We start from the raw sequence: 12125 nt of genomic DNA, 5'->3' as shown, positions 1-12125 counted from the left end.
TATCTGCGAGTTGTCATGGTCACCATCAAGGTCGCAAATCTCATCGATTTCGTTGCCGACATTTTCGAGCATGCCGAATCCTCATCCGAGGAGGCGCGCCGGATCGCAACCTATCTCACCACGGCGAACCTCACCGGGCATGACAGCCACGGCGTGATCCGCGTGCCGGTCTACATCCGATGGAAGAAGATGGGCTCGATCGTGCCCAACCAGACCCCTGAGGTCGTGATCGACACGCCTTCGCTCGTGGTGGTCGATGGCAAGTTCGGCTACGGTCAGACGGTGACGCCCCAAGCGGTGAAGCTCGGCATCGAGAAATGCAAGACGGCGGGCCTTGCCGCGCTTGCTCTGCGCAATTCCGGCCATCTCGGCCGGGTTGGTGATTGGGCCGAGATGGCGGCCGCCGAGGGGCTGGTGTCGGTGCATTTCGTCACCGCCGCCGGCTCGCTTCTGGTTGCGCCGTTTGGCGGCGTTGAGAAACGGTTCTCGACCGCACCCTATTGCGTCGGCATCCCGCGCCAGGGGCAGGATCCGATCGTGCTGGATTTTGCCACCTCGATCGTTGCCGAAGGCAAGGTCCTGGTCGCAAGCCGCGGCGGCAAGAAGCTGCCGAAGGGCGCGCTGATCGATGCCGACGGCAGCCTGAGCGAAGATCCCGCCGTGCTCTACGGTCCCTATGAGGCTGAGGGCGCGCGCGACCACACCAAGGGGACGGGCGCGATCCGTGCTTTCGGCGAGCACAAAGGCTCGGGGCTCGCCTTCATCTGCGAGCTGTTGGGTGGCGCGTTGACCGGCACCGGCGCGACCTCGGCCAATCGGCGCTTCGCCAACGGCATGCTGGCGTTCTATATCGACCCCAAGGTGGTCGATCCCTCGGACTTCTTCGACGACGAAGTCACGCGCTATACGGACTTCATCCGTGCGACCAAGCCGGTTGGCGGCGTCGATCAGGTGCTGGTGCCCGGCGATCCCGAGCGAAAGATGCGTGCCGAGCGCACCGCGAACGGCGTACCCTTGCCGGATGACACGTGGGCGGCGATAGTAGGCACAGCGCGCGAGGTTGGCGTCAGCGAGGCAAGCATTCAGCGGGCAACCGCCTGATCGATACCGGCCTTGCAAGTGCAGGCGATACGACCAGGCATGATCGCTCGACCGCCTTGTTGGCAACGGTGAGAGCGGGATGGATAAAGGGGAAGGAAACCAAGTGGCAAACAACAAGGTCAAGCAACTCTGGGCGCAAGGCAAGGCCGTGGTCAACGCGTGGCTTGCGATCCCCTCCGGCTTCTCCGCCGAGGTGGTAGCGCAATGCGGCTTCGACAGCGTCACGGTCGATATGCAGCACGGCGTGCAGGACTATCTGTCGATGGTGCAATGTTTCCAGGCCATGCATGGCCATCCAGTGACGCCGATGGTGCGCGTGCCCTGGAACGAACCCGGCGTCATCGGCAAGGTGCTCGACGGCGGCGCCTATGGCGTGATCTGCCCGATGGTCAATACACCCGACGAAGCCAGGAACCTTGTCTCTTATTCCAAATATCCGCCGAAGGGCACCCGCTCGAACGGGCCGATCCGGTCCGGCCTGTATGGCGCCGCCGGCGAATATCAGAAGACCGCCAACGACGAGATCGTACTGCTGCCGATGATGGAAACCAGGACGGCGGTCGAGAACATGGAGGCGATCCTGGATGTGGAGGGTATCGACGGCGTCTATATCGGTCCGTCCGATCTCGGCTTCTCCTACGGTCTGGTGCCGAAGCTTGACCGCGAAGAGCCGGAGATCCTGGCCATCTACGAAAAGATCGTGAAGGAATGCGGCAAGCGCGGCCTCAATCCCGGCATTCACTGCAGCGGCGCCGAAGGCGCGGTGCGTGCGATCAACATGGGCTTCAAGCTCGTCACCCTGTCGAACGAGGTCGGGCTGATGGCGACCTACGCGAAGATGCAGGTGGCACAGACCCGCAAGGATTCCGCGGGCAAGGCGTGAGGTGTGCGAATAGCGGACAGGGAGTAGCGAAAAGGGATCGATCCATTCGCTACTCGCCATGTGCTATTCGCCCATCTCGCTCGATCTTCAACTAAACCAGAGAGACTCCGCCATGACTCCCGCTCCCGTCATCCGTCTGCATCCCGACGATAGCGTGCTGATCGCGCGCGCGAGCTTGCCAGCGGGATTGGCGGTTATCGATGGAGTCACGACCTCGGAACGCATCCCGGCCGGTCACAAGGTTGCCATCAGGCCGATTGCGAAAGGAGAGCCGATCCGGCGTTATGGCCAGATCATCGGCTTTGCGACTGCGCCGATTGCGCCGGGCCAGCATGTCCACACCCAGAACTGCGGCATGGGGGATTTTGCCAAGGACTATGCCTTCGGCGTCGACGTCAAGCCGACGCCGAATTTCGATTTGCCGGCGACCTTCGATGGCATCCGCCGTCCGGACGGGCGGGTCGCCACCCGCAACTACATCGGCATTCTCACTTCCGTGAATTGCAGCGCCCACGTCGCGGGTCTCATTGCTGATGTCTTCAAGAAGAACCCGTTCACCGGCGATAATCCGCTGGCGGACTATCCGAACGTGGATGGCGTGGTGGCGCTGACGCACAAGACCGGCTGCGGCATGACGCTCGATGAGCCGTTGAGACTGCTGCGGCGGACACTCGGCGGCTATGCACGGCACCCCAACTTCGCCGCCGTGATCGTGCTGGGGCTGGGCTGCGAGGCCAATCAGATCGGCGGCTTGATGGAGGAGCAGAAGCTTGCGGGCCGTCTCCGCGCCATGGACATCCAGGAGGTCGGCGGCACCCGCAAGACCGTCGAGGCCGGCATCGCGTTCGTCAAGGAGGCGCTCGCCGACGCCAACAAGGTCAGGCGTGAGCCGGTCTCGGCCAGCGAGCTGACGGTGGCACTCCAATGCGGCGGCTCCGATGGCTATTCCGGTATTTCGGCCAATCCGGCGCTGGGCGCGGCGAGCGATCTGCTGGTCCGCCATGGTGGGACCGTGATTCTGTCCGAAACGCCGGAAACCTATGGCGCGGAACACCTGTTGACCCGGCGCGCGGTGAGCCCCGAGGTCGGCGAGAAGCTGGTCTCGCTGATGCGCTGGTGGGAAGAGTATACCGCGCGCGAGGGCGCGGAGATGAACGCCAATCCGAGTCCCGGTAACAAGGCCGGCGGCCTCACGACCATTCTGGAGAAATCGCTCGGTGCGATGGCGAAGGCCGGCAGCACCAACCTGGTCGACGTGCTGCGCTACGCCGAGCCCGTCACCAAGAAGGGTTTCGTGTTCATGGACACGCCAGGCTACGACCCGGTCGCAGCAACGGGCCAGGTGGCCGGTGGCGCCAACCTGGTCTGCTTCACGACCGGACGTGGCAGTGTATTCGGCTGCAAGCCTGCGCCGTCGATCAAGCTCGCAACCAACACGCCGATGTACAAGCGGATGGAAGACGACATGGACGTCAACTGCGGCACCATCCTCGATGGCGGGGAGACGGTGCAGGAGTGCGGCCAGCGTATCTTCGAGCTGATGCTGAAGACGGCCTCCGGTCAGCCGACCAAGAGCGAGAGCTTCGACTTCGGCGGCGCCGAATTTGCCCCGTGGGTGTTAGGGGCGACGATGTAAGCCGGCGCAGCCCGGCACGATGTCCGGGCTGTCGTGCGCGCCCCGCCAACGCGTTAGCGCTGGTGGCCCAAGCCGATCCCGAGCGCCAGGGCCTTCTGCCGCAGCGAGCCTTCGGTGCGCTTCATCTGCTTCGCGATCTTCGCGACCGGGGTCTTCGACTTCGAATGCTGCTTCAACAGCTTGATGTCAGCTGCCGTGTAGGGCTTGCGCGCCAGTTTCTTCGGTGCCTTCTTAGTTGCCTTAGCCACATGATTCTCCTTTGGTGAGGTTTGCCCTAAATAGCACGCGGGGGCCAGCTATCAAGCAACTGCGGCGCGTGAAACCGCGATTAGTTGCAGTTAGTTAGTGGTATAGTTGTTGATATAACAACGGGAGGCGAGGTCAATCTTACGTGACAGAGCGGCTTTGCCGCCTGTGGACAACTGGCCCTGCGGCGGGGACTGGTAATTCCATCTTCAAATTAGATCAACTCCAATATGTTACCACAGGTGTCATGGTCTGGCATGACGGACACGCGCCCCCGGTCAGGAAAGACGGGAACCGAGACGGAATACACGTCGTTGTCGAACCTTGGCCCCTCATCACGAGCCTCCCTCATATCTGGTCGCAACTACGCCGTTATCAGGATTTCGGGACGTGGATACTAGCAAGCTCATGATTCCAGTAATGCTTTCGATCTGACCGGCCTGGAAGCGAGTGTGTACTCCAGGAACTGACACCTCCGGCGGTACCAGCGCGGGTAGTTCATAGGCACGATTGCCGTTTGTTAATGCTTGATCCTGCGGCACAGCAATGTTCTGCTCAAAAAAGCCGCTGGAGCAATCAGTCCCGTGTCAATCTACGTCGCGTTACATCACGTTACTCATTATAAGTACGACCGCCCCGTCGACCTCGGCCCACAGACCATCCGATTGCGGCCGGCGCCCCACACCCGCACGCCGATTCTGAGCTATTCGCTCAAGGTCACGCCGCCGGACCACTTCGTGAACTGGCAGCAGGACCCCCAGGGCAACTGGTTGGCTCGCTATATCTTCCCGGAAAGGGTGAACGAACTCAAAATCGAGGTGGATTTCACGGCGCAGATGACCGTGATCAATCCCTTCGACTTTTTCGTGGAGCCGTATGCGGACAGCTTTCCGTTCAACTATCCGGACGGATTGAAGGCCGAGCTGGCGCCTTATCTCGAGACCATCGCGCCGGGTCCCTTGTTGGCTGATTACTTGAAGTCGATTCCGCGCGAGGCCACCAATACGGTCAACTTCCTGGTCGACCTCAATGCGCAACTGCAAAAAAAGATTCGCTACATCATCAGGATGGAGCCCGGCGTTCAAGCGCCGGAGGAGACGCTGTCGAGCGCTGCGGGTTCCTGTCGGGACTCCGCCTGGCTGCTGATCCAGATCTTGCGGCATCTCGGCTTGGCGGCGCGATTTGTTTCCGGATATTTGATTCAGTTGCGCCCGGACCTCGACCCGGTCGAGGGGCCGCGGGAGGTCGAGAACGACTTTACTGATCTGCACGCCTGGGCGGAGGTCTATCTGCCCGGTGCCGGCTGGATCGGCTTTGATGTCACCTCGGGCATGCTGGCGGGCGAAGGCCACATTCCGGTAGCTGCGACGCCGCATTATCGATCCGCGGCGCCGATTTCGGGCAGCGCCGGCGCTGCCGAGGTCGAGTTCGGCTTCGAGATGAATGTGAGGCGCATCCGCGAGGCGCCCCGGATCACCAAGCCGTTCTCCGATGACGCCTGGGCCAAGCTCGACCGGCTGGGCGAGGCGGTCGATGCCGACCTCGCCGCACATGACGTGCGCCTCACCATGGGCGGCGAGCCGACCTTCGTCTCGATCGACGACATGGAATCGCCCGAATGGAATACGGCTGCGGTCGGTCCGGCCAAGCGCGGGCTCGCCGACGATCTCATCAGGCGGCTGCGGACCCGCTTCGCGCCTGGCGGCCTGCTGCATTATGGCCAGGGCAAATGGTATCCGGGCGAAAGCCTGCCGCGCTGGGCCTTTGGCCTCTACTGGCGCAAGGATGGTGAGCCGATCTGGCGGAACGGCGACCTGATCGCGAGCGTCGATGGGCCGCGCAATGTCACGATCGAAGACGCCGAGCGGTTCCTTGATACGACCGCGCAGACGCTCGGGCTCGGCACTGATTATGTGCTGCCCGCGTTCGAGGATCCTACGCACTGGCTGCAGAAGGAAGCCGCACTGCCGGAGAATGTCGACGTCGTCGATTCCAAGCTCGCCGATCCCGAGGAACGCGCCCGCATGGCGCGGGTGTTCGACGAAGGCCTGCACATACCGCGTGGCTTCGTACTCCCGATCCAGCGCTGGAATGCGGAGGCGCGCCGCTGGCGCAGCGAGCGTTGGAAGCTGCGGCGCGGACGGCTGTTCCTGGTGCCGGGCGACTCGCCGCTCGGCCTCCGTCTGCCGATCGCCTCGCTGATCTACATCCCGCCGGGGGACTATCCCTATATCCATCCGCAGGACCCGTTCGAGCCGCGCGGTCCGCTGCCGATGTTTGCACCCGGCCGCCCCGTGATCGTTCCGCGGGTGGCGCCGCTCGAAAAGCTCGACCGCGTGCCCCAGCAGGACGTGCAATATCAGTCCGGGAGCGGACCGGGGATACGCACGGCGATCTCGGTCGAAATCCGCGACGGCGTCCTCTGCGTGTTCATGCCGCCGGTCGAAAATGTCCAGGATTACTTGGAGTTGATCGCCACTGTCGAAGCGACGGCTGAGGCGATGCAGATCAAGGTTCATGTCGAAGGTTATGCGCCGCCTTACGACCCGCGCATCGAAGTGATCAAGGTGACGCCCGATCCCGGCGTGATCGAGGTCAACATCCAGCCGGCGCAAAACTGGCGGCAGGCGGTCGACATCACCTTCGGCCTCTATGAGGATGCGTCCAAGGTCCGGCTCGGCGCCAACCGTTTCCTGATCGACGGCCGGCACACCGGCACCGGCGGCGGCAATCATGTCGTGGTCGGCGGCGTGAGCCCGCCGGACTCGCCGTTCCTGCGCCGGCCTGATCTGTTGAAGAGTCTTGTCTTGTACTGGCAGCGTCATCCGTCGCTGTCCTATCTGTTCTCCGGCATGTTTATCGGGCCGACCAGCCAGGCGCCGCGGATCGATGAGGCCCGGCATGACAGCCTTTATGAGCTCGAGATCGCGCTGGCCCAGGTGCCGCCGGCCGGTCAGAGTGTGCCGCTGTGGTTGGTTGACCGTCTGTTCCGGAATTTGTTGGTCGATATTACCGGCAACACCCATCGCGCCGAGATCTGCATCGACAAGCTCTATTCGCCGGAAGGGCCGACGGGCCGGCTTGGTCTGGTCGAGTTCCGCGCATTGGAAATGCCGCCGGATCCGCGGATGTCGCTGGCGCAGCAGCTTCTGATCCGGGCGCTGATCGCAAAGCTGTGGCGCGAGCCGCAGGAGGGCAAGTTCGTCCGCTGGGGCACCGCGCTGCACGACCGATTCATGCTGCCGCATTTCATCTGGGAAGACTTTCTTGATGTGTTGGATGAGCTGAGGCTGTCCGGCTATGAATTTTCGCCTGAATGGTATCTGGCGCAGCTGGAGTTCCGTTTTCCGACCTTCGGCCGGGTCCAGCATGGCGGTGTGACATTGGAGCTTCGCCAGGCGCTCGAGCCCTGGCATGTGCTGGGTGAGGAGGGCATGGCCGGCGGCACGGTCCGCTTCGTGGATTCCTCGGTCGAACGGTTGCAAGTCAAGGCCGAGGGCTTCATCGAAGGGCGCCACGTCGTGACCTGCAATGGCCGGCGCCTGCCGATGACCCCGACCGGACGCTCGGCCGAGGCGGTTGCCGCGGTTCGTTTCAAGGCCTGGCAGCCGGCCTCGGGCCTGCATCCGACGATTCCGGTGCATTCGCCGCTGACATTTGACCTGATCGACACCTGGAATGGCCGTTCGCTCGGCGGCTGCGTCTACTACGTCGCCCACCCCGGCGGTCGCAACTACGACACCAAACCAATCAATTCCTATGAGGCGGAGGCGCGCCGGCTGGCCCGATTCCAGGATCACGGCCACACGCCCGGCAAGATCGACCCGCCGGGCGAGGAACGCACAATTGAATTCCCGATGACCCTCGACTTGCGGCGTCCGCTCCGTCATTGAAAATGGGAGAGGTGGGGCAGGAGAGCAGGGATGGCGGACGCGACCAGCCAAAACACCGGCCAAGAGACCGGCCGGGAGCAGGCGGGTAGCCCGGTCGCAACGAGCGTAGCAGCCGAGCCGCGGCCTGCCTCGCGGCGGGTGGCGCAATGGATGCGTGACTATCATCCGCTGCCTGGAATTCCTGATGAGTTCATTGCCGCGGATGGCACGCCGCGCCCGGTCTGGTCCCGCTTCGTCGATACGTTCGCTGCGCTCGCACCGACCGACATCGAACGGCGCTTCGCCTCCGCCGACCGCCATCTGCGGGAAGCCGGCGTCACCTATCGCGCACCCGGGGAGGGGACCGAGCGGCTGTGGCCGCTCAGCCATCTGCCGCTCCTGATCGACGAGACGGAATGGGCCCAGCTCTCCGCCGGCATCATCCAGCGCGCCGAATTGCTCGATCGGGTCCTGCAGGATCTGTATGGCGAGGGGCGGCTGGTTGCGGAAGGTGCGATCCCTGCGGCCGCGATCGCCGGCTCGACTGAATATCTGCGTCCGATTGCGGGTATGAAGCCACCGGGCGGCCGCTTTCTCGGCATTTACGCCGCCGATATCGGCCGCGGGCCCGACGGCCGGTGGTGGGTGCTGAGCGACCGCACGCAGGCGCCATCGGGCATGGGTTATGCGCTGGAAAATCGCCTGGTGCTGTCGCGCGCCTTCTCCTCGCTCTACAAGTCGATGAACGTCGCGCGTCTTGCGCCGTTTTTCGAGTCCTTCCGCGATTCGTTGCGTGCCAGCGCCGACCGCGACGAACCGCGCATCGGCGTGCTGACGCCGGGCGCGTTCAGCGAGACCTACTTCGAGCACACCACCCTGGCGCGCTATCTCGGCTTCCTCCTGGTCGAGGGGGAAGATCTCACCGTCACAGGTGATCGCGTTCATGTCCGCACCGTCGCCGGGCTCAAGCGCGTCGACCTGCTGCTGCGGCGGGTCGATTCCAACTCGCTCGATCCGCTCGAACTCGATGCCGCCTCGCGGCTCGGCGTGCCCGGGCTGATCGATGTGTTGCGCAAGAGCGGCGTCGTGGTCGCCAACATGCCGGGCTCCGGCGTCCTGGAAGCGCGCGCGCTGCTCGGCTTCTTGCCGAGCCTGTGCCAGCGCGTGCTCGGCGAGGAGCTCAAGATCCCGCATATCGCCACCTGGTGGTGCGGCCAGAAGGCCGCGCGCGAAGAGGTGCTGTCGCGGCTCGATGAGTTCGCGATCGCCGGCGCCTATGGCCGTGACGTGCCGGGTTTTGCCGGCGAGGGGCCGGTGCTTCCGAGCGAACTGTCCCCTGCGGAGCGCGAGCGGTTGCGCGTAGCGATGGCCGAGCGCGGCGTCGACTACGTCGCCCAGGAGGTGGTGCGGCTGTCGACGACGCCGGTGTGGGAGCAAGGCAAGATCACGCCGCGGCCGTTCGTGCTGCGGGTGTTCGCGGCCGCCACCCCCGACGGCTGGGCGATCATGCCCGGTGGTTTCTGCCGCATCGCCGACAAGCTCGATGCGCGCGCGGTGTCGATGGGCGACGGCGCCCGCGCCGCCGACGTCTGGGTGGTCGCCGACAAGGCTGTGCCCGCGCATACGCTGCTGCCGGGCTCCGACAGCGTGCGCATCCGGCGCATCGCCGGCGTGTTGCCGAGCCGCGCCGCCGACAATCTGTTCTGGCTCGGCCGCTATCTCGAACGCGCCGAGGCGACCTTGCGGCTGATCCGTGCGCTGGCCGCCCAGCAGCGCGATCCCGGCAGGGGCTCGCCGGCAATGCTTGCCGCGGCCGAACGCATCCGCCGGCTGCTGCTCGCCTGGGGCGCGATCGCGCAAGGTCCGCGTGGGCAGGATCCGCGTGCCGCCGTTGAGGCGCTGCAGGCCGAGGCGCAGTTCGGCTCGGCGCTGTCGCTGCTGCGTGCGGCGCAGCGCACCGCGACGTCGCTGCGTGAGCGGCTGTCGCCGGATGCCTGGCAGATCATCGCGGAGATGCCGACGCGGCTTGCGCAACCGATCGACGACGATGACGGCCTCATCAGCGCGGCAGAGACAGGGCTTAGCGCATTGTCGAGCTTCGCGGGGCTTGCGCAGGAGAACATGAATCGCGCCGCCGGCTGGCGCTTCCTCGAGATCGGCCGCCGCGTCGAGCGCGGCATCAACACGCTGCGTTTCGCCCGCCAGTTCGGCTACGACGAGGCGAGCCCCGAGGACCTCGACATTCTGCTTACGCTGGTGGACTGTCAGATCACCTACCGCTCGCGCTATCTGATCGGACCGTTGCTCGCGCCGATCCGCGACCTCGTCGTGCTCGATCCCTATAATCCGCGCTCCATCGCATTCCAGGTCGAAGCGCTGAACGAGCACATCGCGAGCCTCCCGGTGCTGAAGGAGAACGGGTTGATCGAGCGTCCGCAGCGTCTGGCGGTGTCCCTGCAGGCCGCGCTGACCACGGCGGAGGCCGCGCATCTCGACACCAAGACGATGTTCGCGCTGGAACAGGATCTGCTCAACCTGTCGGACGCGATCGGGCAGCACTATTTCCCCCACGGGGCCCATGCCAGCCGGCCGGAAAAGCTGACGGGCCTGGCGTGATCTACGACATCCAGCACGTTACGACCTACGAGTATGAGAGCGCGGTGAGCTTCGCGCGCTGCACGCTGCGGCTCGAACCTCTCAATGGGGGCGGCCAGGAGCTGATCTCGCACAGCGTCGATATCCGTCCGCGCCCGGTCGAGCGCACCGCGCGGCGTGATTTCTACGGCACGCTGACCGAAAGCATCGTGATCGACAAATCGCATCGCAATTTGCGCATCGATTCGCGCTCGCGCGTGAAGCTGTCGCGCAAGCCGCCGGAGCGCAGCGCTTCGAGCCCAGCCTGGGAGAACGTACGCGAGGCGGCGTTTGCGGCAAGCAGCCTCGGCCCGTCCTCGCCGATCGGCTATGTCTTCGCCAGTGCGCTGGTGCCGATCCTGAAGCCTGCCACCGACTATGCGGCGGCGAGCTTTCCGGCATCGGCCGGCATTCTCACCAGCGCGGCCGATCTGATGCGCCGTATCCGCAATGAGTTCAGGTATGACCCCAAGGCGACCGTGATCTCGACACCGCTGACCGAAGTGTTCGGCAATCGCGCTGGCGTCTGCCAGGACTTCGCGCATGTCATGATCGCCGGCCTGCGCGGTCTCGGCCTGCCGGCCGCCTATGTCAGCGGCTATCTGCGTACGATCCCGCCGGAGGGACAGCAGCGGCTGCAGGGCGCGGACGCGACGCATGCCTGGGTGTCGCTGTGGTGTGGCGAGGCGCTGGGCTGGATCGGCTTCGACCCGACCAATGATCTCATCGTCGCCAATGATCATATCATCCTCGGCATGGGCCGTGACTTCGCCGACGTTTCGCCGGTCGACGGCATCATCGTCGGCTCGCCGAAGCAGAAGCTCGGCGTGGCCGTTGACGTGATGCTGATCGCGTAGAGCTGCCGAAGCGGTTCCGAACTGGGGAACTGGCGGAACGAATTGCTGCAGTCGCGCTTTGATCACACCGAGGGCAGGGGATGCTTGTTCCCTTTCCGAGCAATGGAGTGATCGACATGACACGTGTATCGGTTGTAGTTGGCTTGTTGGCCGCCTGTGTTGCCGGCAGTGCATCCGCGCAACCCCTTCCCAACCTCACCGGCACCTACCGCTGCATCCAGATGTGCCGCGACGGCATGATCGGCGCGCCGGCCTTCGTGACTCAGAACGGCGATGCCGTGAACCTGACCACCGAGACCGGCGAGTCCTATCGTGCCTGGCCGGACTGGAACGCCCCGTACAGCCGGCTGTGGATCGATGCGCGCGACGAAAGCGTGGTCTATTCGCCCGACGGCATGCGCATGCAGTTCGATGACGGCCGCGTCTGGCAACGTGAGCTGCCGCCGCCAGTGATCGTGCGCCGCGCGCCGGTGGTGTACGGGCGGTAGTCCAATTTCTGACGTCACGCGGGGAGCGATGGCGACGACGCAATCCAGAGCTTCGCGCGAGGCTCTGGCTCGCTTCGCGGCGCTCGCGATGACGGGTGAGTTAGGTCGATGTCTCCGCACATCGCATCATGCTGAGGCCGGCTCATCATCTATTCACCGCCGTCATCGTCCTTCGTATACAATCATGGGCGTCGAGAACGGCGGATGTTTCCCCCACCGTCATTCCGGGGCGCCCGGAGGGCGAGCCCGGAATCCATACTCACGATGGTGGTTATGGATTCCGGGCTCGCGCCTTGCAGGCGCGCCCCGGAATGACATCGGGTGTGTTGCTTCGCCAATCGACCCATAACCTCGTGTTCCCGCGGCTCGTTAGGCCCGAGTTGTGCTTGAAACTCATTGTCCCTCATC

Annotated in this window: 8 protein-coding genes; 7 read left to right on the top strand and 1 reads right to left on the bottom strand. The window is 64.4% G+C overall.

What is annotated here, in order from left to right; translation table 11 throughout:
• Positions 1–15 precede the first annotated feature (15 nt).
• The 3 genes from BRAS3843_RS11540 to BRAS3843_RS11530 all read left to right on the top strand — a co-directional run bounded on the left by BRAS3843_RS11540 (position 16) and on the right by BRAS3843_RS11530 (position 3620).
• The gene (locus BRAS3843_RS11540; RefSeq protein ID WP_008969060.1) at positions 16–1101 is read left to right on the top strand and encodes a malate/lactate/ureidoglycolate dehydrogenase; all 1086 of its coding nucleotides are present in this window, start codon (positions 16–18) and stop codon (positions 1099–1101) included.
• 79 nt (positions 1102–1180) lie between these two features.
• The gene (locus tag BRAS3843_RS11535) at positions 1181–1984 is read left to right on the top strand and encodes an aldolase/citrate lyase family protein (protein ID WP_035981473.1); all 804 of its coding nucleotides are present in this window, start codon (positions 1181–1183) and stop codon (positions 1982–1984) included.
• A gap of 112 nt (positions 1985–2096) precedes the next feature.
• Positions 2097–3620, top strand: a complete 1524-nt coding sequence (locus BRAS3843_RS11530) for an altronate dehydratase family protein (protein WP_008969058.1) — start codon at positions 2097–2099, stop codon at positions 3618–3620.
• Positions 3621–3673: 53 nt separating this feature from the next.
• On the opposite strand, the gene BRAS3843_RS11525 is transcribed toward BRAS3843_RS11530, so the two are convergent.
• Positions 3674–3868, bottom strand: coding sequence for a hypothetical protein (locus tag BRAS3843_RS11525; RefSeq protein ID WP_008969057.1), 195 nt, complete (start codon positions 3866–3868; stop codon positions 3674–3676).
• A 582-nt stretch (positions 3869–4450) separates the two neighbouring features.
• Here BRAS3843_RS11525 and BRAS3843_RS11520 point away from each other — a divergent pair.
• From BRAS3843_RS11520 to BRAS3843_RS11505, 4 genes are all read left to right on the top strand, one after another.
• Positions 4451–7759 carry a transglutaminase family protein gene (locus tag BRAS3843_RS11520; protein WP_008969054.1) on the top strand — a complete coding sequence of 1103 codons (3309 nt, stop codon included), beginning with the start codon at positions 4451–4453 and terminating at the stop codon, positions 7757–7759.
• Between the two features lie 30 nt (positions 7760–7789).
• On the top strand, positions 7790–10354 hold the full coding sequence (locus BRAS3843_RS11515) for a circularly permuted type 2 ATP-grasp protein (RefSeq protein ID WP_008969053.1): 2565 nt from the start codon (positions 7790–7792) through the stop codon (positions 10352–10354).
• On the top strand, positions 10351–11229 hold the full coding sequence (locus BRAS3843_RS11510; RefSeq protein WP_008969052.1) for a transglutaminase family protein: 879 nt from the start codon (positions 10351–10353) through the stop codon (positions 11227–11229). Before BRAS3843_RS11515 ends, BRAS3843_RS11510 begins: the two co-directional genes overlap by 4 nt.
• 107 nt (positions 11230–11336) lie before the next feature.
• Complete coding sequence (locus tag BRAS3843_RS11505) at positions 11337–11717, top strand: hypothetical protein (protein ID WP_008969051.1); 381 nt, start codon at positions 11337–11339, stop codon at positions 11715–11717.
• Positions 11718–12125 lie beyond the last annotated feature (408 nt).

The organism is Bradyrhizobium sp. STM 3843, from assembly GCF_000239815.1.
In the GTDB taxonomy this organism is placed as follows: Bacteria; Pseudomonadota; Alphaproteobacteria; order Rhizobiales; family Xanthobacteraceae; genus Bradyrhizobium.
Note: the sequence above shows the minus strand (reverse complement) of the source record. Positions and strands in the feature narration are given on the sequence as shown.

What these genes read in the sequence shown, in the direction of transcription:
- BRAS3843_RS11530 (WP_008969058.1), top strand. Translation starts at nt 2,097, where the DNA reads ATGACTCCCGCTCCCGTCATCCGTCTGCATCCCGACGATAGCGTGCTG.
- BRAS3843_RS11535 (WP_035981473.1), top strand. Translation starts at nt 1,181, where the DNA reads ATGGATAAAGGGGAAGGAAACCAAGTGGCAAACAACAAGGTCAAGCAA.
- BRAS3843_RS11515 (WP_008969053.1), top strand. Translation starts at nt 7,790, where the DNA reads ATGGCGGACGCGACCAGCCAAAACACCGGCCAAGAGACCGGCCGGGAG.
- BRAS3843_RS11540 (WP_008969060.1), top strand. Translation starts at nt 16, where the DNA reads ATGGTCACCATCAAGGTCGCAAATCTCATCGATTTCGTTGCCGACATT.